General features: G+C 61.1%; 20 protein-coding genes. 13 read left to right on the plus strand and 7 right to left on the minus strand.

The window, feature by feature from the left end; translation table 11 throughout:
- From C795_RS15285 to C795_RS0105270, 8 genes are all read left to right on the plus strand, one after another.
- The coding region (locus tag C795_RS15285; RefSeq protein WP_017792467.1) for an IS256 family transposase at positions 1 to 875 on the plus strand (875 nt) is incomplete at its 5' end.
- Between the two features lie 45 nt (positions 876 to 920).
- A complete protein-coding gene (locus C795_RS16270; RefSeq protein ID WP_083879141.1) occupies positions 921 to 1673 on the plus strand; it encodes an McrC family protein in 753 nt (250 codons plus the stop codon).
- Between the two features lie 70 nt (positions 1674 to 1743).
- On the plus strand, positions 1744 to 2700 hold the full coding sequence (locus C795_RS15290) for a LysR family transcriptional regulator (RefSeq protein WP_017792707.1): 957 nt from the start codon (positions 1744 to 1746) through the stop codon (positions 2698 to 2700).
- Positions 2701 to 2802: 102 nt separating this feature from the next.
- Entirely contained in the window at positions 2803 to 4245 is a 1443-nt protein-coding gene (locus C795_RS0105245) for an MFS transporter (protein ID WP_017792708.1), read from the plus strand.
- Positions 4242 to 5531: a M20 family metallo-hydrolase gene (locus C795_RS15295; RefSeq protein ID WP_017792709.1), complete on the plus strand. Its 1290-nt coding sequence runs from the start codon at positions 4242 to 4244 to the stop codon at positions 5529 to 5531. Before C795_RS0105245 ends, C795_RS15295 begins: the two co-directional genes overlap by 4 nt.
- Before the next feature lie 16 nt (positions 5532 to 5547).
- A complete protein-coding gene (locus C795_RS0105255; protein ID WP_017792710.1) occupies positions 5548 to 7047 on the plus strand; it encodes an amidase in 1500 nt (499 codons plus the stop codon).
- Positions 7048 to 7452: 405 nt separating this feature from the next.
- Positions 7453 to 10215 carry a leucine-rich repeat protein gene (locus tag C795_RS16530; RefSeq protein ID WP_198008435.1) on the plus strand — a complete coding sequence of 921 codons (2763 nt, stop codon included), beginning with the start codon at positions 7453 to 7455 and terminating at the stop codon, positions 10213 to 10215.
- 235 nt (positions 10216 to 10450) lie between these two features.
- The gene (locus C795_RS0105270) at positions 10451 to 10984 is read left to right on the plus strand and encodes an Lrp/AsnC family transcriptional regulator (RefSeq protein ID WP_017792713.1); all 534 of its coding nucleotides are present in this window, start codon (positions 10451 to 10453) and stop codon (positions 10982 to 10984) included.
- Here the strand turns inward: C795_RS0105270 and C795_RS0105275 are convergent.
- Positions 10962 to 12098, minus strand: a complete 1137-nt coding sequence (locus C795_RS0105275; RefSeq protein WP_017792714.1) for a class II histone deacetylase — start codon at positions 12096 to 12098, stop codon at positions 10962 to 10964. The two genes, C795_RS0105270 and C795_RS0105275, sit on opposite strands and share 23 nt — an antisense overlap.
- A 247-nt stretch (positions 12099 to 12345) precedes the next feature.
- Between C795_RS0105275 and C795_RS0105280 the strand changes: the two genes are divergently transcribed.
- The 3 genes from C795_RS0105280 to C795_RS0105290 are packed head-to-tail and all read left to right on the plus strand — an operon-like array spanning position 12346 to position 15871.
- Entirely contained in the window at positions 12346 to 13329 is a 984-nt protein-coding gene (locus C795_RS0105280) for a sugar ABC transporter substrate-binding protein (protein WP_017792715.1), read from the plus strand.
- Positions 13330 to 13355: 26 nt separating this feature from the next.
- Complete coding sequence (locus C795_RS0105285) at positions 13356 to 14855, plus strand: ATP-binding cassette domain-containing protein (RefSeq protein ID WP_017792716.1); 1500 nt, start codon at positions 13356 to 13358, stop codon at positions 14853 to 14855.
- Positions 14852 to 15871, plus strand: a complete 1020-nt coding sequence (locus tag C795_RS0105290; protein WP_017792717.1) for an ABC transporter permease — start codon at positions 14852 to 14854, stop codon at positions 15869 to 15871. Before C795_RS0105285 ends, C795_RS0105290 begins: the two co-directional genes overlap by 4 nt.
- Before the next feature lie 141 nt (positions 15872 to 16012).
- Here the strand turns inward: C795_RS0105290 and C795_RS0105295 are convergent, their stop codons facing one another.
- Positions 16013 to 17005, minus strand: coding sequence for a PD-(D/E)XK nuclease family protein (locus tag C795_RS0105295; RefSeq protein WP_017792718.1), 993 nt, complete (start codon positions 17003 to 17005; stop codon positions 16013 to 16015).
- 165 nt (positions 17006 to 17170) lie between these two features.
- On the opposite strand from C795_RS0105295, the gene istA reads away from it, so the two are divergent.
- On the plus strand, positions 17171 to 18823 hold the full coding sequence (gene istA, locus C795_RS0105300; protein ID WP_017791933.1) for an IS21 family transposase: 1653 nt from the start codon (positions 17171 to 17173) through the stop codon (positions 18821 to 18823).
- The gene (locus tag C795_RS0105305; RefSeq protein WP_017791934.1) at positions 18816 to 19589 is read left to right on the plus strand and encodes an ATP-binding protein; all 774 of its coding nucleotides are present in this window, start codon (positions 18816 to 18818) and stop codon (positions 19587 to 19589) included. Before istA ends, C795_RS0105305 begins: the two co-directional genes overlap by 8 nt.
- 260 nt (positions 19590 to 19849) lie before the next feature.
- On the opposite strand, the gene C795_RS0105310 is transcribed toward C795_RS0105305, so the two are convergent.
- The 5 genes from C795_RS0105310 to trxB all read right to left on the minus strand — a co-directional run bounded on the left by C795_RS0105310 (position 19850) and on the right by trxB (position 23615).
- The gene (locus C795_RS0105310; protein WP_157486978.1) at positions 19850 to 20725 is read right to left on the minus strand and encodes a class I SAM-dependent methyltransferase; all 876 of its coding nucleotides are present in this window, start codon (positions 20723 to 20725) and stop codon (positions 19850 to 19852) included.
- A 78-nt stretch (positions 20726 to 20803) separates the two neighbouring features.
- Entirely contained in the window at positions 20804 to 21214 is a 411-nt protein-coding gene (locus C795_RS17155; protein ID WP_157486979.1) for a hypothetical protein, read from the minus strand.
- Positions 21215 to 21223: 9 nt separating this feature from the next.
- Positions 21224 to 22045 (minus strand): hypothetical protein, encoded by an 822-nt coding sequence (locus tag C795_RS0105320; RefSeq protein WP_017792721.1) that lies wholly within the window; start codon positions 22043 to 22045, stop codon positions 21224 to 21226.
- Positions 22046 to 22293: 248 nt separating this feature from the next.
- Entirely contained in the window at positions 22294 to 22617 is a 324-nt protein-coding gene (gene trxA / locus C795_RS0105325) for a thioredoxin (protein WP_017792722.1), read from the minus strand.
- Between the two features lie 44 nt (positions 22618 to 22661).
- A complete protein-coding gene (trxB, locus tag C795_RS0105330) occupies positions 22662 to 23615 on the minus strand; it encodes a thioredoxin-disulfide reductase (RefSeq protein ID WP_017792723.1) in 954 nt (317 codons plus the stop codon).
- Positions 23616 to 23683 lie beyond the last annotated feature (68 nt).

Here is a 23683-nt window from a genome sequence, read left to right on the forward strand (position 1 = left end):
CGCTCGGCATTCACTCACTGTCGAAATCGCAGGTCTCTCGCATGGCCACTGATCTCGACGAACACGTCACCGAGTTCCGCACCCGACCGCTCAGCGATGCCGGCCCGTTCACGTTCGTCGCGTGTGACGCCCTCACCATGAAAGTACGTGAGGGCGGGCGAGTGATCAACACGGTCGTGCTCGTCGCGACCGGCGTCAACGCCGATGGGCATCGTGAAGTGCTCGGCATGCAGGTCGCGACGAGCGAGACCGGGGCGGCGTGGAACATGTTCTTCGCGGACCTCGTCGCGAGAGGACTGACCGGAGTGCAGCTCATCACGTCAGACGCACACGCTGGCCTGGTCGAGGCCATGCGGGCCAACTTTCCCGGCACCAGTTGGCAGCGTTGCCGCACCCACTACGCCGCGAACCTCATGTCGGCCTGCCCGAAGCAGATGTGGCCTGCCGTGAAAGCAATGCTGCATTCCGTCTATGACCAGCCCGACGTTGCAGCTGTCGAGGCACAGTTCGACCGGCTCCTGGACTACGTCGGCGAGAAACTGCCTGGCGTGCACGATCATCTCGATGCTGCCCGCGCCGATATCCTCGCATTCACGGCGTTCCCGAAAGATGTGTGGCAGCAGATCTGGTCGAACAATCCCAACGAACGTCTCAACAAAGAAATCAGACGTCGCACTGACGTTGTCGGTATTTTCCCGAATCGAGACGCGATCACCCGGCTCGTTGGAGCGGTCCTGGCAGAGCAATCTGACGAGTGGGCGGAGGGCCGCCGATACCTCGGACTCGAGGTGTTGGCTCGTTGCAGGGTTCGCCTCATCACGGACAACGTTGCTGAGGAGGTGGCTGTGGAACTACCCCTCACGTTGACTGCGTAGCCAAGCTCATTCTCGAAGAATGTTCGTTACACCACTCCACGGGACTTGACCGAGCAGGACCTACTGAGTCCGAACAGGCCAGAGAACCGACTGCTCAAATCAACGCTCATGCTGCTACGTGCGACGACTCGAGTGAGCCGTAACAAGATGCTCGCGAGCCAGTTGCTTGCTCACTTCGAGGGCGTGCCGCACTCCGCGAACTACACCCTCGACTTTCGCGACTGTAACGTGACGCGAGGCATGAAGCACTACCAGCGTGCGCTCGGGTGGAGCAGAATTTTTCTGAATCGGTCAAGCTTTACTGTCTTTGCTGGGTCTGAGGCTGCAGTCGCGATCCTGTTCCCGATGGAGAAGATCTTTGAAAGCTATGTTGCGGCCAAGCTGCGCGTGCTTGCTCCAAAGCATGTGTCGGTGAAAACACAAGACCGCACGCACACCCTCTTTACCCTTCCTCACCCGACGTTCTCCCTGCGGCCCGACGTTGTGCTCGAGAGCACACACCAGACGGTGGTGATAGACACGAAGTGGAAGATGCTCGCAAAGGGCTCACGAATCTACGGCATCTCGCAAGGCGACATGTATCAAATGTATGCCTACGCAAAAAGTATGATGCAGGGCAGGTGCTACTGCTCTACCCGCAGACGGATGAGATCACTGAGGGAGTACCACCGTTCGTCTCTGCGGACGGCGTCACGGTTGCGGTGGAGTTTGTGGATCTGCGGGATCCAATTGAAAGCCTTCGCAGAATTTGTACTGACCACCTGCCAGCGTAGGCAGACTGTGGCGGAACTGCCATGAAGTAGTGAATTGCTCTGAGTCTTCATGAAACCTAGAGGGCCTTGCTGCCACAACCTGCCAAACTAGACCCATGACAGCGTCGTTCACACTCGTCCAACTGCGCTATTTCGCGACCGTCGCCAGGCTCGAGAACATGACGGCGGCTGCCGCCGAGCTCAACGTCACCCAGTCCACCCTGTCGAGCGCAATCAGCCAGCTTGAGCGCGAGCTGGGGGTTGAGCTCTTCACGAGAATCCCGAGGATCGGCCTCAACCTCACCGACTCGGGCACCGCGCTGCTCGCCCGCAGCGCCGCCTTTCTTGAAGACGCCGACCAGCTCGCGCGCGAGGCGCAGCAGGCGAATGCCGCACTCAAGGGTGCCATCTCGGTCGGCATCTACGCTCCGCTCGCCCCGTTTCAGGCGCCCGAGATTCTGCAGCAGTTCGAAGAGCGCTTCCCCGAGGTTTCGGTGACGTTCGTCGAGGGCGACCAAGACACCCTGCAAAAGGAGATCTACGACGGGCGCTGCGAGATCGCCCTCATGTACGACCTTGGCGTCGACGATCGATTCGACCGCACCGTGATTGACCGGGTGCCTGCGCACGTGATCGTCGCAGAAAGCCACCCCCTCGCCATCCAGGGCCAAAGCGAAGTCCACCTGGACGAACTCAAAGACGACCCCCTCGTGCTGCTCGATCTGCCGTACACGCGCGAGTACTACCTCGGCTTGTTTCGGCAGCTCGGCATCAAGCCGCGCGTGCGGCACGTCTCCCTCGGCTACGAAACCGTGCGCTCGTTCGTGGCCCGCGGTCACGGCTATTCCGTGCTGAATCAGTGGGTGGGGCACGGCATGACCTATTCGGGCTCCCGGGTGGTCCCGATCCGGCTCCTGGATGAGCTCCAGCCCATGGAGGCCTCGCTCGTGAGCCGCCGCGGCATCGCTCCCACCCGGAAGGCCCGGGCCTTCGCCGAGGTCTGCACGGAGCTGATGGCCCAGAACCGTCAAGAATCGATTTTCTCGATCGGTGACAACGAAATAACTCGTTAGACGCGATCACACAGTACGACCAACACTAGAGGGACGAGCCTCGCACGCAGCCGGTAATGACGCCGACTGGATAGGTGCGGGGCACCCACTCAGGAGGACGCAATGACGCCGCAATCCGACGACACAGCCACAGCCATCGCTGCGAGACCAGCGCCCCAAGCTACGACACCCAACGTGAACCCGCACACTGATCCGGTCAATCTGCCGACCGGGCCCATCTCGGTCGCCGAGCGCCGCACCCTCACCAGGGATCGCCGCCGCGTGCTACTCGCAGGCAGCGTCGGGCAATTCATTGAGTTCTACGACTTCACCCTTTACGGGCTTTCCGCCCTGACGCTCTCTGCCCTGTTCTTCCCCTCGGTTGACCCGGCACTCGCGCTGCTCTCGACCTTCGCCGCATTTGGCGTCGCATTCTTCGTGCGTCCCCTTGGCGGACTCTTCTTCGGGGCGCTGGGAGACAAGTACGGCCGCCGCCCGGTGCTGTATGTCACGCTGCTCACGATCGGCATCGCCACCACCGCGATCGGTCTGCTCCCCACATACGCACAGATCGGCATGGCCGCGCCTGCGCTCCTCGTGCTGTGCCGGCTGCTGCAGGGCTTCTCGGCCGGCGGCGAGTCCGTGGGCGCCCCCGCGTTCGTGTTCGAACACGCCCCCAAGAACCGCCGCGGCATGTGGCTCAACATCACCCTCGCCGCGACCGCGATGCCCTCGGTCATCGGCGGCACCCTGATCCTCCTGCTCTCACAGAACATGTCGGCCGCCTCCTTCGAATCCTGGGGCTGGCGCATCCCGTTCCTCATCGCGCTGCCGCTCGCGCTCTTCGGTCTCTGGATCCGGGCCCACACCGAGGAATCCGAGGCCTTCAAGCAGGTGCAGCAGAAGCAGCAGGCCCAGAAGGAACAGCACACCCCGATCCGGGACGCCTTCCGTGAGAACTGGCGCCAGATGCTGCAGGTGGTACTCGTCATGGGGCTCACCGCCATGGGCTTCTACTTCCTCTCGGGCTACTTCGTCGCCTATGTCCAGACCGCGGGCGACCTCAGCCGCGAAGCCGCGCTACTCGCCAACGCGGCCGCGATGCTGCTCTACACGCTCGTGCTCCCCCTCACCGGCATGCTGGGCGATCGCTTCGGCCGCAAACCGATGCTCATCGCCGGCGCCCTCGTCATCGCTGTCATCTCGGTCCCAGCCTTCATGCTGGTGACCTCGGGCAGCTTCGGGCTCGCGCTGCTCGGCCAATTCATCTTCGTGATCGCGGTCTGCATCTACGGCGGCGGCTGCTACACCTTCTTCGTCGAAATCTTCACCACGCGCACCCGCTTCACCTCGGCCGCCGTCAGCTACAACGTGGGCTACGCGATCTTCGGCGGCACGGCCCCGTTCGTCGGCACCTGGCTCGTCGGCGCCACGGGCTACGGTGCTAGCCCCGGCGTCTATATGGCCATCGCCGGCGCCATCGTCTTCCTCGTGTTGGTCTTCACCAGCATCCCCGAAACCCACCCGCTCAAGAAGCACGCCCGCACGACAGGAGCCACCAAGTGACTACCGACACCTTCCTCACCGACTTCCATGAGGTCGCCCAGATCGGCGCGACTCCCAACAACGGGGTCGACCGGCAGGCCGCCACGGCCGAGGACCGCGAGACGCGTGAGTGGTTTCGTGCCTTCGCGAAGGAGCGGGGCTGGGAACTGCGGGTCGACGGCATCGGCAATCAGCTCGCACTGATCGAGCTGCGCCCCGGATCCCCCTACGTGCTGCTGGGGTCCCATCTCGATTCGCAACCGCTCGGGGGCCGCTTCGATGGCGCCTACGGCGTCATCGCGGGGCTGCACGCTGCCGACCGGATCGCCCGCCGTGTGGCTGCGGATGCCGCCGAGGGCGGTGCCGCGCCGCAGTTTAACCTCGCCGTCGTGAACTGGTTCAACGAGGAGGGCGGCCGCTTCGCCCCGTCCATCATGGGCAGCTCGGTGTTTGCGGGGCTCATGAACGAGGACGAGATGCTCGACGTGCGCGATCTGCGCGGGGTGTCCGTGCGCGAGGCGCTTGGCGAGATCGGCTACCTCGGCACCGACGAACGCCCCGAGATCGCCGCGTACGCCGAGATCCATATTGAGCAGGGCCGCATCCTCGAGCGCGAGGGCATCGCGATCGGTGCGGTCGATCGGTCCTGGTACACGCAGAAGCTCGACATCGAGGTCTTGGGTGAGCAGTCACACACCGGCGCGACCCTCATGTCGGATCGCCATGACGCGCTGCTCGGTGCGGCCAAGGTGATCCAGCGGGTGCACGAGGTCACCGACCTGTTCGAGCCCGAGACCCTCGTCTCCTCGGTGGGGCAGATGACGCTCGAACCCAACTCCCCCATCGTCGTCGCGCGCCGCGTGCACCTCGTCGCCGACCTGCGTGCCGACGACCGCGAGGTCGTGCTCCGGGCCCGTGACCAGATCCTCGCCGACATTCGCGAGATCGAGGCAGAGCACGGCCTCGTCATCAACGCACGTGACTTCGACGTGCGCGACAACCAGCACTACCCCGAGCAGGGGCTCGAGCTCGCCGACCAGGTCGCCTTGGATCTTGGCCTCGGCTCCCGCCGCATTCGCACGATGGCGGGCCACGACTCAGTCGCCATGAATCGCATCGCCCCGACCGTGATGCTGTTCATTCCCTCCGTCGACGGCGTCAGCCACTGCGAGCGAGAGTTCTCGCGCGACGAAGACATGGTCGCCGGCGTCGAGATGCTCGCCGAGGTGGGGTGGCGCCTCGTGCACGGGGCGCTCGCTTCTGATGCCGACGCCGCAGATCCGGTGCCCGCGCACGCATTCGCGTAGGTTACAGGGAAAATCGATGCTCACCAGCCAGCACACCTCACCGCTCACCCAGCTCAATGCGCAGGCCGCCCGCGCCCTGTTCAAGGCGGGCAAGCTCGAGCCGAGCGAGCTGTTGGAGGCGACCCTCGACCGCATTGACGAGGTGAACGGGGACCGCGAGCGGGGCATCAACGCATTCACCGAGGTGCTAGCCGAGGAGGCGCGTGCCGCCGCCCGGGCCGCCGATGCGGCCTGGGCGGCGGCACGCCGATCCGGCATCGAACCACCCGCATTGCTCGGCATCCCGGTCGCGACCAAAGAAAAGCACGGCCTCGCCGGTCGCAGCCTGGAGCAGGGGCTCGCGTCGCAGCGGGGTGTGCTGGCCGCGGCACACCACCCGGTGGTGGAGCGGATCCTGGCCGCGGGCGGCATCATTCACGCCCGCACCACCTCGCCCGAATTCTCCTGCGCCACCGTCACGCACTCACCCGCGTGGGGCGTCACGCGCAACCCGTGGAACCTCGAGGCGTCACCCGGCGGCTCCTCGGGAGGGGCGGGGGCCGCGCTCGCCGCCGGAATGGCGACGCTCGCGACGGCCTCGGACATCGCGGGCAGCACGCGCATTCCGGCGGGCTTCACTGGCACCGTCGGGTACAAGGCACCGTATGGGCGCATTCCGGGGCTGCCGCCGCTTTCGGCCGACTGGTACCGGGGTGACGGACCGATGGCGCGCACCGTGGCAGACACGGCGCTGCTCGCAGAGGTGATGAGCGGGGTGCATCCGCTGGATCACGGGTCGGTGGGAGTTGTCGGTGCTGGTGAGTTACTGCGGCCGCTTGACCGGATTGCCGAAGCCCAATTGAGTGGTTCGCTGAAGGGGCGACGTGTCGGCCTCTCCATGATCCTCGGGGACTACCCGATTGCGTCCAGCGTGCGCGAGAACACCGAGCGCGTGGCGGCTTTACTTGAGGCGGCTGGCGCGACGATCGTGCCGGTCACGCTGCCGTGGACGACGGAGCGCATCACCGCCACCACCTTCGCGCACTTCGGCCACATTCTCGGCCCCGCCATGGCGCAGCTCACGGCGGGCACCGAGTCGGAGCCCGCCGCGTACACCCGCCAGTTCATTGCGGACGCGGCCCGTGCTGCTGCGGGCGTGAGTCTTCCTGAGTCGATGGCGCTCGACGCCCAGCTGCAGCAGGAGCTGGCTGTTGCAATGGACGGGCTGGACGCGCTGCTCGCCCCCACGCAGGGCATCGAGATGCTCGATGCGGCCGGCGACTACCTCTCGGGGGTTCGCGTGCTTGATGCTGATGGCGAGCTTGTTCAGCTGGGGCACTACTGGGAGGCGCACCTGACGAGCCCCTTCAACGTGGCGAACCGCTGCCCGGTGCTCGCGGTGCCGAGCGGCATCTCGTCGGTGGGCGTTCCCACGAGCGTGCAGGTCGTGGGTCACCCGTGGGACGAGGGCATGGTGTTCGAGATCGGCGCGGTGATTGAGCAAGTTGTTAAGATGCCGGAGTTTCCGGGGTTGTGAACTGCGCATTGTGGCCGTCCCCCGCGACGTGACACGTGATTGTGCCACCCCGCGCTACGCTCCCGGTCACAAGGTAGACGAAAGCCAAATTTAATTTGACTGTCATCCCGGTGTAAGGAATACTTTTACGTGTGCACCACAGGTGTGCAGGGGAAGCACTCTTAACGAGAGGCCATTTTTCGTCGATGAAAAGTGTGCCTCGGCTGGTTTTGATTGATCTTTGGGCGAGCAATCCCGAGATGGCAGAGCTTAGGTTCGGTGGATTTTGTGCTTCCTGCTTTTCTATTGAAGAAGGATTCACCCGTGACTACAGCCCCCTGTACCCAAGCAGCGCGCGTCAGGCAAAGCCGAAGCGTGCGAATCACGATAGCCCTTGTCGCAGCTGTGAGTCTCATGGTGGCGTTCATGGGCCCCCCAGTTGCCGCGTTTGCTCTCGATGACCCACCCCGTGTGACCTCTGACGGTCTCATTTTCGACTTGGATGAGGTGGCAGGCACCGCCGAGGTGTATCGCCGTTCAGACGCCTCGCTTGAAGTGCACATCCCAGAAACGGTCATGGCCGATGGGCGCACATACACTGTGACGAGTATCGGATGGGGCGCTTTTCACTCAGCAGGGCTCACCTCCGTGACGATGCCAAACACAATCACAGTCATTGACGTGGGTGCTTTCTATAAGAACGAGATTGAGCATATTCAACTTTCGTCATCGCTCAAGACCATCAATAGGCAAGCATTCAGAGAATCCGGGCTGACAAGTCTCGAACTGCCTGACTCGCTTGTGAGTATCGGGGATACCGCCTTTTATGGGACATCGCTTGGTGCCGTTGCCCTGCCCGATTCCCTTCAGACGCTCGAAGACGCCAGTTTTCGTGATGCCGGCATCACAAGTCTCGTGCTTCCTGAAAGCCTCACAATAATTCCATTCAATGCATTCGCCGACAACCGTCTCACCAATTTAGTGCTACCCGATACGGTCACAGCTGTTGGTGATCATGCCTTTATTCGCAACCCGTTGACCTCCCTTAAGCTTTCGACTTCCCTCAAGACACTTGGGTGGAATGTGTTCTACGACAATAAACTTACTTCGGTGACGGTGCCGCGATCAGTAACCGTGATTGAGAAGTTTGCTTTTACAACAGTCCATGAAACCCTGCGCACCATTCACTTCGAGGGCAACGCACCGACTGTCTCTGTGGGTGGTCAATGGGGCGCGTCTTTGGGCTATGGGAGCGACCTGCGTGTGACCTATAACTACGGGGCTGCAGGGTTCAAGAGCCCGGTGTGGCAAGGGTATGCTGCTGAGCCCCTCAGCACGGAAGTTACATTTGATTCTCGGGAGGGAACAGCCGTCGTTCCCGTAGTTGTGCCGCTTGGGGTGACGTTGGTGAATCCAGCGCCGCCCACCCGAACGGGTTACACCTTTAACGGGTGGTACACCGAGGACACTGTGGCCACCCCTTACGACTTCGCTGCCCCAGTCACCGGACCCCTCACGCTGTACGCGGGTTGGACCGCAGACGCTTACACTGTGACCTGGCACGAGAACTTGCCGGGGTCAGGTGCTCCCACCGTCGAAGTAGTTAATGGCCAAAAGCTCACTGCATTGCCCGAGCCCGCCGCCGCGGGCTGGGTCATTAGCGGCTGGAATACCCGACCCGACGGGACTGGTAAGACAGTAAACACAGATACGCTACTCGGCTCGGTAGCCTCAGGGGCAGATCTGGCGCTCTACGCAATCTGGGAGAAGCGTGCACTGTCGCTCACGTTCGCGCCGGGGAGCGCCACGTCGACGACGGCGACCGCCGGCGATACTGTGACCTTGACGGCCACCGCAAACGGGGCATTTGGGAGCACGCTTGACGTGTCCGATGAGGTTCGGATTGTGTCGACGGTAGCGAGTGATGTCGTTTCGAAGACCCAGGTGGTGGTGACCTCTGCCGGCTCGCGTTCTTTGACCGGAACATTTGACGGTGCCTCGGCGGCAGTGGAACTCAATGTGGTTGCAGGCCCCCTGGGGACCCTCGCACTGACATCGTCATCGGGCACGATTGAGCAAGGTGGCACGCTCGAATTCACTGTGACGGGTGCTGACGCTTCTGGAAACCCAGTGGCAGTGGATGCCGCGAACGTGACGCTCACGAGCAACGTCACGGGCGACGTGGTGGATGGCACAGAGATAGAGTTTCCAACGGCTGGAGTGCGCCAAATTACCGCGACCGTTTTGGGTGTTTCTGCCGCACCAGTAACCATCGATATCACCGTGTCACCAAGATACGTCGTGGCCTGGAACGAGAACTGGCCAGATGCGGGCGCCCCAACGACTGGGGTGGTGAATGCTGACCGGTTGAGCGAGCTCCCTGACCCGTCCGCAGCCGGATGGGTGATCTCCAACTGGAACACGAGGCCAGATGGCTCAGGAACCCCCGTTGACACGGGCACCCTGCTCCAATCGGTGGCCTCAGGGCCCAACCTGACCCTGTATGCGATTTGGGAGAAACGCACACTGAGCCTGACCGTACCGGCGGCCAAGGCGGCGTCGGGTACCGCAGTCGAACTGACCGCACTTGCGAATGCGGCCTTTGGTAAATCTGTCGATGTGACCGCTGAAGTTCAATTGGTGTCGTCTGAAGATAGCGACAAAGTTACTGGTGCGACGGTGCTTGTTACGAAACCCGGACCGCGCACGTTCACTGCGACGTATGACGGGGCGACCGCCACGGCAAACCTGGACGTTGTTGTGGGCGCGCTCGCGAATCTCACGCTGACGCCCTCGTCATCAACGGTAGCGCGCGGTGGCTCGCTCGAGTTCGCCGTGTCGGGTGTTGATGCCGCGGGAAATCCACTCCGGATCGACCCGGCTGACGTAACGCTTTCTAGCGACGTTGCAACTGATGTGGTGAGCGGCCTGACCGTCACCTTCCCCACTGCAAGCCCGCACCGAATTACGGCAACTGTTCAAGGTATCGAGGCGACTGTGACCATCGAAGTGCAGGGTGACGACGCCACAATCCCGGTTGACCCCACAGAGTCTGGAAAACCCACTCCGCAGCCGAACTTGGCAGCCACTGGTAGTCCGCTCAGCACCGAACTCGCAATTGTTGCCGCCCTCCTGGTTGCGCTTGGCGCACTCGTTGTCGGCAGGCGGAGGAGGCTAGACGCGAAGTAGGGTCGCGGACTAGCGAGTAAGGATCCCGGTGACGACCCCCAGGAATGCAAAGATCCCCCTCGCTCAGCAACCAGCTGAGCGAGGGGGATCCGGCGCAGTCAGCGCATAATTCCTTTCAGGTGATGCGGCACTTGGTCGCGAGGTTGGAGTTCTCGCCGATGTCGGCTTCAGGGCGTAGATTCGAACCTAGAACAAAGGTTGCGCTCACCATCACTCGTACTGGCATACTGCAAACATGAGCAAGAACCACAAACCCGACGGCGCGAAGGGCAACTCCCCGAAGCGATCGGCCGATCAACAGTGGTCTGTGATGCTTGACGACATTGACGAACAACTCCTCCTCATGCTCGAGCGTGATGGCCGCACCAGCTACGCCGACCTCGCCGATGCGGTCGGGCTGACACCGGGCGGCGCCCGGGCTCGGGTCAAGCGCCTGCAAGATCAGCACGTCGTCAAGGTCATCGGCGTGACGAACCCCCACGCCGTCGGCTTGCATTCGGTCGCCTCGCTGCAGATCGAGGTATCTGGCGACATTCGCCCGGTGGCCGACCGCCTCAGCGAGTTTGAAGGTGTGCGCTATGTTGTGCTGGGTTCGGGCCGGTTCAGCATTCTTGCCGAGGTGTATGCAGAAACACCCCAGGCGCTATTCGCGCTGATCAATAATGAACTGCGCGAAGTGCCCGGGGTGTTCCGCATCGAGACTTTCATCTTCAACTCAGTGCATACGCACCATCCGATCTTTCCGCTTACTGAGGTGCCGGATCAGTAATGACCATTCCTAGTGCCTTCGCCAATTCAGCGGAGTGCGCGATGATCTCGTCTTGCCAGGGGTAGAGCTCCCGCGTCGGTGAGTCCCCCACACTGAAGTTGACGGGATCCTGCACATCGGTGCGGGTGTCGCTGAGTGCCTCCAATACGGCGATGCCGCAGAAGGGCACGTGGACGGGCGAGTAGCCGCCCTCGTGTGAGAACACGATCTTGCCGCCGCAGACGTCTTCTGCGAGTGACACCAGGCGCTCCGCCATGCCGCGGAAGCCTTCGGAGGTCACGCTCATGCGCCCCAGCGGGTCGTAGGCTGATGGGTCGAAACCACTCGAGACGATGATGAGATCGGGCTTGAACGCAGTGATGGCCGGGATCGCGACTTCGTCAACGACCTTCCAGTAGGCGCCGTCGCCCGAACCAGCCGGCAGCGGCACGTTGATGTTGGTGCCGAAGCCGGCACCGCCGCCGCGCTCGTCGGCCATGCCGGAGTCGAGGGGGAAGAGCCGGTCCTGGTGCACCGAGATGGTGAGCACGTTGGGGTCTTCCCAATAAATCTTCTGTGCGCCGTTGCCGTGGTGCACGTCGTAGTCGAAGATGGCGACCCGTTCGACGAGCCCGCGTGCGCGCAAGCTTTCGATCGTGATGGGCACATTTGCGAAGAGGCAATAACCGCGGCCCTCGTCGGGCTCGGCGTGGTGGCCGGGCGGGCGCACGAGTGCGTACGCGTTATCCACCTTGCCTGCGAGAACCGCCTCGGCAGCCGCCAGTGTGCCGCCGGCCGCCAACTTGGCCAGTTCAAATGCGCCGCGGCCGAAAGGTGAGAAGCCGTCGCCCGCGTCGCCGCCGGTGGCGTCAGACTGGGAACGAATCGAGTCGACGTGGCGCTGGGTGTGCACGCGGAGCAGGTCTTCGTCAGTCACCGGAGTAGCCGGGATCCGGGTGAGGTTGTTGATCATGCCTGATACCTCGATGAGGCCGGCCATGCGCGCCTTAGATTCTGGGCTCTCAAAGTTGGCGAGCGGCTGAATGTATCCGCCAGAGGGGAACACTCCTGCGTGGGTTCCGGTGTCGTGCCAGGCGTACTGCTCGTGCCAGATGTATCCAGTGTTTCGCGACATTGCGATTCCCTTTCCCAAAACGTGAATGGTTGCGGTTGAACTGCATTGCTCAGCCGGTGCGCATAACGATAACTCAGAATCATTGATTATTCACAAATCAAATCTGGCATCTTGGTAACGATTAAGAATTCAGAGTCGTAATTTATTGACCAATCGATGATCTGTGTGGTCTTATTGGGGCATCTGGTTTGGGCTCACTTCGACGTGACTCAGACAGTTATCCATCACAGACAAAGGAGTCACTGAGATGAACCCCATGAAGAAGATCTTCGCCTCGATTGCCATTGCCTCGACAGCTGCACTCGTGCTCGCTGGCTGCACCACGGGAGCAGACGACAGCGGGTCGGGTGACGCCAGCTCCAAGGGCGCCGTTGCCATGAGCTTTGCTGGCCTGGACATCCAGATTTGGAACGACATGCTTCCGATGATGGAGGAGGTCGTCACCGAGGCGGGATACGACTTCGTCACCGACGACCCGAAGTGGAATGCCCAAACCCAGGTGCAGGACTGGGAGTCGTGGATCGTGCGTGGTGACATCAAGGCCATCACGGGATACCCGGTGCAGTCGGACGCCATGATCGCGGTGACGCAGCAAGCAAACGACATGGGCATTCCAGTGCTGGGCTACGGCAGCACCTGGGACGGCGTGGCTGCTGCTGTCGTCTTTGACCACAAGAAGGATGGATTCGCCGCCGGCGAAGAAGCCGCAAAGTGGATCAAGGAAAAGTATGGCAATGAGAAGGTGGACGTCGGGTTCTTGGGCTACCCCGACACCGACCTGGGGCGCTTGCGGGGCGAGGGCATGATGGAGGCGCTTGACCAGGCGAATCTCAACCTCAACATCAACGAGCATTCGGTGCTCAACCTTGACGACGGTTACGCGGCCGTGCAGAACCAGTTGAACGCATTCCCCAACACCAAGGTGTGGCTCGCGATTGCGGGTGACCCCGCCATGGGCGCGTACCAGGCACTCACCGACTCGGGCGTCTCCCCCACCGACGACAGCATCCTGCTCGGCAACCTTGACGTGACCGACACCGAGCTTGAAGTGATTGGTCAAGAGGGATCGTTCTGGCGCTTCAGCTTCGGCACCAACTCCCGTGAGCTCGCCGGCTCCATTGCCAACATGATGGTGGCCGCGGCTAATGGCGAGCCCGTCTCTGACGAGGTTGTCGATGTTCGCCTCGTCACGAGCGAAAACGCTGACGACTACCTGCTCGCCAACCAGTAACAGGTAGGTCGGCGAAAGGAATCAGTATGGTGCAATCAGCATCTCGGATCGCCTTCGATGGCGTCACGGTAGATTTCGGTGCCACGCGGGCGCTCGAGGACGTCACCTTCGCAGTGCAGCCCGGCGAAATCGTGGGGCTCCTGGGGCACAACGGAGCGGGCAAAAGCACGCTCTTCAACGTCACGACCGGCGTCATTCCCGCTACGAGCGGCGGCTACTCCATCGACGGCGTCCGGGTCACGGACAAGCTGAGCCCCCGTGTCGCCGCGCAGCTCGGTATCACGGTGATCTACCAAGAGCCCGCGCTCGCACCAAACATGACGGTGCTAGAAAACCTCTTCCTTGCGCGCCCAACACTGGGCGCGGCTGAGCAGCGAAAGCGCGCCGCAGAAGCCCTGCGCACGGTGGGCGCGGACCTTCCGCTGGACATGCCGGTGGAATCGTTGGGTCTCGGTGAACGGCAGCTGGTCGATCTGGCCCGAGGCCTGCTGGCCGGCGAGATGAAGGTGCTGCTGCTCGATGAGCCCACGGCGGCACTGGGCAAAGCTGAGACCGACGCGCTGCACCTCCTGATCCGGAGCTTCGCGGCGCAGGGAGTCGCGGTCCTCTACGTATCGCACCGCCTCCCCGACATTATGGAGGTGTGTACACGGGTCGTGGTGCTGCGCGGCGGTCGACTCGTCGTTGACGCCCCCAGCGCAGATTTCACGCCCGCGAAGCTCGCAGAAGCGCTCGTCCCCGACCTGCGTTCGCTCGACTTTGAGCATGTCACACCCGGCGAGGAGATCCTTAGTGTGGATACAGCGGGCGGGACCCTCCAAGCACGTGCTGGCGAGGTCGTAGGTCTCTTTGGCATGGCAGGCGGCGAACAGTTTGAGCTCGCTGCCCAGCTTGCCGGCGCATCACCAGGAGCTACCCAGCCGTACCGACTGGTCGGCAAGCCGGTCCACTTCGCCAATACGGCGAGCGCCATCTCGCAGCACGTCTTTTTTGTGCCCCCGGATCGAGACACCGATGGTCTCATTGGCTCCGAGACCGGAATCGATAATGTCATGCTGCCCTGGTACGGACACACGCGATCGCGCGGCTGGTGGGTTTCGGGAAAATCGGGGGCGGACATCTACGCCAAAGCGAGAAAGGCCCTCGACATTCGAGGGCCGCTCGGCGAAGCCGAGGTGTCACAGTTCTCGGGAGGTAACCGGCAAAAGCATCTGTTGGCACGCTGGCTATACCCGGCCCGGCCGAAGCTGCTCATCCTGTCGCAACCCACCCAGGGCGTTGACGTCGGCGCCAAGCTCGACATCGTCGAAGCGGCCCGCGCGGCGGCGGCCCAGGGGGCTGCCGTGGTGGTCGCTTCGAGCGAGTCTGACGAGATTGCGTCGATGTGTGACCGCTCCTACACGCTGCTGGGCGGAAACGTCACCGAAGTGGCTCGCTCAGAAAACTTCAATGAAGAACTCCTCACCTCGCTGCTCGAACTCGGCGTGAGCGCACGAGGTATAGAAGAAATGACACCTGCACAATGAACACTGAACGCCTGAAAATCTTCGCGGCGAAGAACGGCATTTTTCTCGCCCTCGTCGTGCTGATCGCGATCTTTTCGATCCTGCGCCCCAACTTCTTTGGGTTCGCGAACGGCCAGACCATCCTGCTGCAGGCCGCAGAGCTGGGCCTGATCGCAATTCCCGCTGCATTTCTCATCATGTCGGGCACGATCGATCTCTCGGTGGGGTCGATTGCTTCTGCGGCGGGCATCATGGGCGGGCTCACCATGGCCAACACCGGATCCACACTGTTGGGCTTCGCGGCCGCCATTGTCACCGGCATCGTTGCCGGTGCGCTCAACGGATTCCTTATCTCCTACCTCGGGCTGAACTCGTTCGTCGTGACCCTCGGTGCGCTGAGTGTGTGGGGCGGATTCGCACTGCTTGCCTCGGGTGGGCGAACGATCCCCCGGGCCGACCTGCCGGAGTCCTTCCGCGCGATCGGTACGATGAAATTCGGTGTCATCCCGGTGCAGATCGTCTTGCTCATCATCGTGGTGGCGCTCGGTTGGTATGTGCTTAACCACACGAAGTTTGGTAAAGAGATCAAGGCCATCGGTGGCAACCAGCGCGCAGCCCGTCTGATGGGCGTGCGAGTGGAGCGTTCGCGCTTCTTGCTCTTTGTCGCGAGCGGTGCCTTTGCAGCGCTCGCGGGCATGATGCTCTCGGCAAAGGTGCAGTCGGCCAACCCCAGTATCGGCAGCGGGCTCGAGCTCGAAGCGCTCACCGTCGTGTTGCTCGGTGGCGTCGCCTTCGAGGGCGGCGTCGGCCGCATCAGTGGCGTTGTCGCCGGCCTGCTCTTCTTCCGAGTGCTGCGTGCCGGTCTGGTCTTCCTCCAGGCATCGCCCTTCCTGCAGACCATCCTTGTGGGTGCAACGCTCATCATCGCGGTGGCACTCGACAGCTCGATTCAGAAGATGATTCGTAAGTCGTGGGCAAGGCTCGGCAAGAATGCGGTGCAAGACCCGCAGAAGGAACCCGCCAGCGTCGGTAGTTGAGTGGGGCCGATGCCAAAGAGTCTCCAGCAAAGACGACGATGAAGAGCTTGGCTCCCAGGCCAAGCACACCGGATCCCGTTCGCTCAGTAAGCAACTGAGCGAACGGGATCCGGTGCAGCAATCACCAAGGGCGAAAGACCCCTAAATCTCCGTGCTCGGGTGCATGTCCTTGGCACTTTGCGCCTCATCAAACAAACGCTGAACCCGGTGCGCAAATGCCTCGGCAAGTGCCTTATCGCTGGCGCTCCAGGGGAGACCTAAATCTTCTACTTCGATTCGCTTGTAATCGCGCTCCGGGTACACCTGCACGTAGATCGTCGGGAGGGTCGGCCTTGTGGTGAGTTTCAGTTCAATCGACCAGTTGATCGAAGGGAAATGGTAGGCGTTCCACACGTCGTCCGGGCTGCCGCCGTGGGCTTGCCAGCCTGGTTCGAATCCCTTCTCGTCAAGCCACGCGCCAATCAGTGGATCAAGCCGTTTGTTACGAGCCTGGATCAGTTTGCGCATGTCTGACTGTGCTCGCTGAAAAGCGTCAAGAGCGTCTTGGTGCGCACGCAAGTGGTCGCGCCACGTCGTAAGTCGTGCTTCTTCGTTTGCAAGATCTGACACCTTAGGGCCTCCGCTCCTAGCCTCGAAAAATTGCTGCAGTAGGTCAAGACTGCGTCGCTGGTCGATATCGACTGGAGCGAGTAAATGTTCAAGCAGCTCTGGAGCTTGCTTGACCGTCGTGCTCAACATCTCGTATGTGATGCTTGCAGATAGCCACTGAGTGAGGCCGGTAGGCGCATCGCGAGTCTCCGGTGCTAGCACCGCAACAATTACTTGCGAAACTCCATCGGAGAGGGCGGTCTCGGCGTACTTCTTGAGCGGGTTATTGAGTTCATGGCCGATCTTGTTCTCCAGCACGATCGCTAGATCGAGTTCACGGTTCAGCGCATAGACATCGATGAACTCAACTTGCGTCCCGATCTCCCATTCCGAGGAGCCAATCACATCTTCGGCGTTGAGCCTCTCGCCGTTGGTGCCTTCAGAGCCGATGAGTGGAGCCTCGTCAAGATTGCGTAGGAGCGCGTCTATGACCAGGGTGCCAAGGCCGTGACGTTCATTGGGGTCGAGGAAGAACTGAAGGGTCATATCTACCCTTGTCTCGCGCCAACTTGTTTAGAAGGCGCTTCGGAAAGCGCGTGTGCAACGATCGGAAAGCATTGATGTAAGCATCGGGTAGCGCTCTCGATGGCTTCTGGCTGAGGATGGCTCTTACCCTGGCGACGAGTGTTCGCTGGGGCGAGAGGAATTCTAATGACGGATTATCGGCAGCTGATGCTGCTTTTGATAGAAAAACGCTCTTACCGGGAGATTGCTACGCGGCTGGGCTGCTCGCAGCGCACGATCGCTAAGGTACGCCGCGTGCTCGACGAGCAGCAACTCGTCGGCAGTGAACAGGTTGCGGCGTTGGCGCTGGAAGAAATCGACGGGCTCTTCTCCGACGGACGCAAGAGCGCAGCGGACGGGTTTGTGCCAGTGGACATCGACAAGGTGGTCCAGTCGAGGTTAGGGCGGAAGAAACCGCCGTTGAAAGTACTCTGGGCCAAATACCTGCAAACAGATGCTCCTGCTGGGGTACGCCATTACGGGTACGAGCGGTTCTGCCAGATTATTGCTGAGTATGTACGCGTGAGAGACCTCACCGCCCCGATCAAGCATGTGCCCGGGCATACGATGCAAGTCGATTGGGCGGGCACCCGCATGCAGATCATCGACCCGATCAGTCGAGCAACCACCCCGGTGTCGGTGTTCGTCGCGTCACTGCCGTACTCCGGACTCGTGTTCGCGTATGGCTACCTCGATGAGAAACAACCTGCCTGGCATGACGCTCACCGACGCGCATTCGAGTACGTGAACGGTGTCACCCTGCTGGTCGTGCCCGACAACGCTTCGACGGCATCGAACCAGATCAGCAAGGCCTCGCGTGCTCGTGACGTGAACGGCTCCTATGCGGAGTTTCTCGAGCATTACCGGACCGCTGCTGTTCCCACGAGGTCAGCTGCTCCAAGAGATAAAGGGAACGTCGAAGCTGGGGTGAAAGTCGTCACGAATTGGGTCATTCACTACCTCAATGATCAAGTGTTCGCGTCACTCGATGATCTCAACGGAGCAGTCGCAGAGCGTGTGGAATGGATCAACCGCAGGATCCCGTTCCGGGGTGAACAGCGCAGCCGGATGGACTGGTTTGAGGAGGCCGAGAGGACGGGTCTCCTCGAGTTGCCAGCTCAGAGATGGGAGCCGGTGGTGTGGCGCAAAGCAAAAGTACATCGCGACTGGCATGTCCAGATCGACACCATCAAGTACTCAGTTCCGTACGAGTTCGCTGGCCTGAACGTCGACGTGCGTATCGTCGGCGAACAACTCGATGTGCTTGCTGATGGCGCAGTGATTGCGACGCATCAGCGCGGCAGCCATCGGAACGGGTATGTCACCGATGCTGAACATGCGCCCGCCTATCTGGAAGAAACGGCGGGGCTCTGGACGCGCGCCTATTTTCTCAGACAGGCCGCGAAAGTAGGGCCCGGAACGGTCGCCGCGCTCACGAGGCTGCTCGATGGGAAGAAGATCGAGGCACAAGGGTTCCGGTCATGCATGAACATCCTCGATCTCGGGAAGCGGGGCAGCCGGCAGCAGCTCGAACGCGCCTGCAAACAGCTCACCGATAACGACGCACACAGGCAGATCAGTTATACCGCCGTGAAACACGCGCTGGCAGTTGTCAGAGCTGAGCAAGACGAGCGCCCCCAAATCATACGATCAGGTGCGAGGACAACGGGGACCGAATCTCCTCACTCGCGTCGAATCGCTGGCCGCGACACGAGCGGCGCGCATCTGGCAGGGCCCGGGGCGTTCAGCCTCGAAGCACTCACCGGCATCCAGCCAGGAGCGGAGGGGGCCGATGTTTGAGCAGCACCTCACTGAGGACGACATGCCCCTGTTCACCAAACTGCGATTGACAGCATTTGGTGAAACCGTCATTAACATCGCGAACGATCCCTCGTTTGATGAGTGGTCGTTCTCGCAGAAGATCAGGCACGCGCTGAATCAAGAGACCGAGGCTCGGGGTGAGCGTCGTATGTTGAAACTGTTGAAAGCGTCGCGCACCCCGAACCCTGCCGCCTGTGTCGAGGACATCCACTACCTCGACGGCCGCTCGTTACACCGTGAAGTAATTGCCAGACTTGCTGCATGTAGATGGGTAGATCACTGCACAAACCTTGTCATTCTCGGGTCATCGAGCGTGGGAAAATCATACCTCGCGCAAGCAATGGTGAATGCAGCCTGCCGCCGTGATTACACGGCAAGGTATTACCGGTTGGATGACCTCGCGAACCAGCTCGCGGTCTATCACCACACCGATCCAGCCAGGTTGAAGTTCTTACAAGACCTCCATGCCTGCGACGCGTTAGTCCTGGATGACTTTCTCACGACGCCGATCAGTAGTGAGACCGCTGCCGAGGTCCTCAATATTCTCGCCGCGAGGGAGGGCCGGGGCGCGACCGTGGTGACGAGTCAGTTCGATCCCGAGGACTGGTACAAATCACTTCATGATGCAGTGGTCGCGGAGTCAATATTGAATCGGATCGTGTCGAACGCAGAGATCGTGCAGTTGGCCGGCCCGAACATGCGTAGGCACACGGTCACTGGCATCGATAGCGGGCTTGAGGTATAGCTCAAGGGTCATGCGTGGGTGCAGCGAGCACTTTACGGTCGTTGCACCCACGCTTTCCGATCGTTACACACGCGCTTTCCGAAACGTCGACTAAACACAACTATCCCTGAGGATCTCGTAGACATTCACTGGTCGCTTGGGTGATGTAGCAGGTGGGAGAGCGACGTCCAAGAATGAATAATCCAGGTTGCCGACAGTTGCGATTTCAACCGGACCGTTCATGATGACCAATGTAGCAATGCGTGAATCAATGGGACCACTTACAGCACGCTCACAATGAACTGCCCGATCTCATACTGAGACTTAGCGAATTCAGTTGCGGTTCTGAAGGACTGTGTGGCGAGGGGCATGTCTAGATCCTGTGTTGGGCTGTTTGCCCCCGGACGATAGTGCATGAGGAGCACATTCCGTTTTGAACGATCGCGGAGTTCTTGAGTGTCTGCCGGGCTGAGATAAGAGGCGGATCCACCGAGCGCGAGTACGGTATCAAATCTGGTGCCGCAGAGCACCTTGCTGACGGTTGCCTGCTCGAAGGTCATCGGGTGCACTCCGGCTAGAAGGGGATGTTTGGCAACGAGGCAGTTCAGCATCGCGGTGGAGGAGTCGATTCCGACATAGCGCACCGACTCGACAAGACCTGCATCGAGCGGAAACCCGGTACCGCAGCCAACGTCGAGAGTGCGCCACAGGTTGTCACCGAATACTGCGCGGATGAGCTCGGAGGTAGAAGCTTTCTCTGCAGTAGTCATGCCCCACTGTTTGTCCCATGTGGTGGCGAGAGCATCGTAGCCAGACTCGAGGCCAGTGGAGGTGATGGGGGCGTTCTGTGCGCCATAGACGTGGTGAGCAGCTCCGCGATTCACCAGGCCCACCTCTTCGAGACTCGAATCCATCGTCCAGTGCCGCCAACCCATTGGGGTCGTCAGATAGATACGAGTCGTCTTGTAGAACTTTTGAGGTTCTCCAAAAGTACGAATTACGTGAGCGGCTCGCACGAAGTCTTCTTTAGTTAGACCTTCAGTTCTGCCAAGCGCAACGTACTCGTGCGGTGCGCCCTCCGCATACGTTGTTGCGAACTGCCAATCAAGCTCGGCTTCTTTTTCATACCACCAATGCAGATCCTGCTTTGTGATCATTGCTTGACCCTCTCTCGGTGAGGGGCGCACATCTGCCCCTCACCGAGAGCGTCACATAGACCTCGGACATGCCAGAACCTAGTCGCAGTTTCCGCACACTCCTGACAAAGCCATCAGCGTGAAACAAAGGGGACAGGGATCCTGCTGTCGTGATTGGTGCGTTCTAGCATTCTCGGATCGGTAAGCCCCATGATCTGGGTGAGTCACGCCCCAGGCGCCTTCAAACCGTTGGCTGGGCCAACGCTCAACGTCACCGAACGTGCGAATGATCTCTTCTTCTGAACGAAACCCGTTCGTGTAACCAGAGTGAATCTGGAGCGCACCGCCGCCTGAGTGACGCGTGACCTTGATGTAGGTCCCTCGCAGGAGGCACTCCGAGACGTCGATGTTTTCATCGAGTTCACCAAGGAATACTTGATTGCGGAGCGAAAGGCCGCCGCGTTGCAAGGCCACGCGCAATGGCAGTGATTCTGGTGCTATTTCAGTCATGCCGGGACTCTACTTCAGCTCGATGAGTCGATCGAGAATCTGCTTCTCCAGGTCCTTCTGTTGTGTGGCAGTAAGGTGCTCAGAGGTGCGGATCACAGTGGTGCCGTAAACCTTGTGGGAGCCGGGGTTAAAGACTCCCGGGCCATCAAAGTTGGCGAGATATGCGTCTCGCTTCTCGGCGTCTTCAACTGTCGGGTACACCTCGACGCAACCACCACCGGAGACTCCTCTATCGACGATGTCCACGCCAGAGACTTCCGCAGCAACCTGGCTATCGGTGAAATAGACTGAGGCGGTATAGCCGCCTGGCTTGTTTAGGTTTCCGTTCGGATCATTGTTTTCAGTGACGGCCTGGACTCCCGTTGCCGACGATACCTTGGTGAGCCGCTCAACCACAAAACTCTCGTTCGGCACAGTGATCTGTTCCTGCTGCCTTACGCTGCCCCTGTAAGCCTCAATGGCTTCGTTAAGTGCTGTGGACTCGGCAGCCGAATTCACGGGTGCAACCAGCACCTCTGCAGACTTGAGAATATCGGCAGTCTTGTCGGGCAGAGCGGGGATCTGAACAAGCACTGTTTCGGCGGCAGAGGCGGTGGCCTCCAGAGTTTCGAATGTCGCCTGGTCGAAGGGAGTAGCTTTTGCCTTGAGAAGACCATTTGCTTCATCGACCTTAACTTGCAGGTCCTTGTTTGCTGATTCCGCATCAGATTTCGCGGCCTCAAACTGAGCGACCGCGTTCTCATAGGGCTGATGCACGCCGAAGTAGTAGTAGCCACCGCCTAGGACAGCAACGAGCGCCACAGCAGTAGCAATGAGGAGGGGTTTCTTCAACGCGATTCCATTCGATCTGATGACTTAGTTGTCAGCGGCAGTTTACTGAGAACTTCACAGGCTCTTCTCCAGCGGTTCGAAGTGGCCTGGATGCTGCGACTCCTTCGTCGCGCAGCATGACAAGAAGGGGGAACGCGACGCACGGATTGAGAATGGCGTGGTGCGGCGACTGCCCCCCAGAAACACAAGAATCCCCCTCGCTCAGCATGTAGCTGAGCGAGGGGATCCGGCGCATTCAGCGCAGAGGATTAAATAATCCCCTTGAGGTGATCTTCGATCATGGGCTTGGGCATTGCGCCGATGATCTCGCGCACCTCTTCGCCGCCCTTGAAGACCTTCATGGCGGGGATCGAGGTGATGCGGTACTTGGCCGCGAGGTTGGGGTTCTCGTCGATGTTGAGCTTCACGATGCGCAGCTTGCCATCCTGCTCAGCAGCGATCTTGTCGAGCACCGGCGCGACCTGGCGGCACGGGCCGCACCAGGCTGCCCAGAAGTCGACCAGTACGGGGATCTCGCTCTCGAGCACGACCTTGTCGAACGTCTGCTCATCTACGTTAATTGCGACACTCATGGTGACCTCCTCGGTCTAGGTAAAGCGAAATGTGAAAGTGAAAACTAGGCTGAAGCGCCGACCGAAACCGCAGCCTGCTCGCGGGCCGCGAGGTAGTGCTCGGCGTCGAGCGCCGCTACGGTGCCCGAGCCGGCGGCCGTGATGGCCTGGCGGTAAGTGGGGTCGATCACGTCGCCCGCGGCGAAAACGCCCTCGACCGAAGTGCGCGACGAGCGGCCGTCGACGGCGATCGTGCCGACGTCGGTGAGATCGAGCTTGCCGTGCACGAGGTGCGTGCGCGGGTCGTTGCCGATCGCGACGAAGACGCCGGTGACGTCCAAGTTGCTCTCAGTGCCGTCGACGGTGCTGCGCAGCGTCATGCCGGTCACGCCCGACTCGCCCTCAATGGAGGCGACCTCGGAGTTCCAGATGAACTCAATCTTCTCGTTGTCGAAGGCACGCTGCTGCATGATCTTCGACGCCTTGAGCTCGTCGCGGCGGTGAATTACGTACACCTTCGACGCGAAGCGCGTGAGGAACGTCGCCTCCTCCATCGCCGAGTCGCCGCCGCCGACCACGGCGATGGTCTGCTCGCGGAAGAAGAAGCCGTCGCACGTCGCGCACGACGAGACGCCGTGGCCGGTGAGCTTCTCCTCGCCGGGGGCGCCGATCTTGCGGTATGCCGAGCCGGTTGCGTAGATCACTGCGGCGGCCTCGTGCACGACGCCGTCACTCGAGGTGACGCGCTTCACGTCGCCGTCAAGATCAAGGTCGGTGACGTCGTCGTAGACGACCTCGGTGCCAAACTTCTCGGCCTGCTCCTGCATCTTCTGCATCAGCTCGGGGCCCTGAATGCCCTCGGGGAACCCGGGGAAGTTCTCGACCTCGGTCGTGTTCATCAGCTCGCCGCCGATTCCCACGGAACTGGCGAACATCAGCGGCTCGAGGCCCGCGCGTGCAGCGTAAATAGCGGCGGTGAACCCGGCGGGACCGGAACCGATGATGATGATCTGGCGCATATGGCTCCTCGATGACGAAACAACGAAACTGTGGCGACGCCTAAGTGCCGTCGCCTTCGATATAACCC

Origin of the sequence: Leucobacter salsicius M1-8, from assembly GCF_000350525.1 — a bacterium.
Classification (GTDB): domain Bacteria; phylum Actinomycetota; class Actinomycetes; order Actinomycetales; family Microbacteriaceae; genus Leucobacter; species Leucobacter salsicius.

What these genes read in the sequence shown, in the direction of transcription:
- C795_RS16530 (WP_198008435.1), top strand. Translation starts at nt 7,453, where the DNA reads ATGGGCCCCCCAGTTGCCGCGTTTGCTCTCGATGACCCACCCCGTGTG.
- C795_RS0105310 (WP_157486978.1), bottom strand. Translation starts at nt 20,725, where the DNA reads ATGATCACAAAGCAGGATCTGCATTGGTGGTATGAAAAAGAAGCCGAG.
- C795_RS0105245 (WP_017792708.1), top strand. Translation starts at nt 2,803, where the DNA reads ATGACGCCGCAATCCGACGACACAGCCACAGCCATCGCTGCGAGACCA.
- C795_RS0105270 (WP_017792713.1), top strand. Translation starts at nt 10,451, where the DNA reads ATGAGCAAGAACCACAAACCCGACGGCGCGAAGGGCAACTCCCCGAAG.
- C795_RS0105275 (WP_017792714.1), bottom strand. Translation starts at nt 12,098, where the DNA reads ATGTCGCGAAACACTGGATACATCTGGCACGAGCAGTACGCCTGGCAC.
- C795_RS0105305 (WP_017791934.1), top strand. Translation starts at nt 18,816, where the DNA reads ATGTTTGAGCAGCACCTCACTGAGGACGACATGCCCCTGTTCACCAAA.
- trxB (WP_017792723.1), bottom strand. Translation starts at nt 23,615, where the DNA reads ATGCGCCAGATCATCATCATCGGTTCCGGTCCCGCCGGGTTCACCGCC.
- C795_RS0105285 (WP_017792716.1), top strand. Translation starts at nt 13,356, where the DNA reads ATGGTGCAATCAGCATCTCGGATCGCCTTCGATGGCGTCACGGTAGAT.
- C795_RS0105295 (WP_017792718.1), bottom strand. Translation starts at nt 17,005, where the DNA reads ATGACCCTTCAGTTCTTCCTCGACCCCAATGAACGTCACGGCCTTGGC.
- C795_RS15290 (WP_017792707.1), top strand. Translation starts at nt 1,744, where the DNA reads ATGACAGCGTCGTTCACACTCGTCCAACTGCGCTATTTCGCGACCGTC.
- C795_RS0105280 (WP_017792715.1), top strand. Translation starts at nt 12,346, where the DNA reads ATGAACCCCATGAAGAAGATCTTCGCCTCGATTGCCATTGCCTCGACA.
- C795_RS0105255 (WP_017792710.1), top strand. Translation starts at nt 5,548, where the DNA reads ATGCTCACCAGCCAGCACACCTCACCGCTCACCCAGCTCAATGCGCAG.
- trxA (WP_017792722.1), bottom strand. Translation starts at nt 22,617, where the DNA reads ATGAGTGTCGCAATTAACGTAGATGAGCAGACGTTCGACAAGGTCGTG.
- C795_RS17155 (WP_157486979.1), bottom strand. Translation starts at nt 21,214, where the DNA reads ATGACTGAAATAGCACCAGAATCACTGCCATTGCGCGTGGCCTTGCAA.
- istA (WP_017791933.1), top strand. Translation starts at nt 17,171, where the DNA reads ATGACGGATTATCGGCAGCTGATGCTGCTTTTGATAGAAAAACGCTCT.
- C795_RS0105290 (WP_017792717.1), top strand. Translation starts at nt 14,852, where the DNA reads ATGAACACTGAACGCCTGAAAATCTTCGCGGCGAAGAACGGCATTTTT.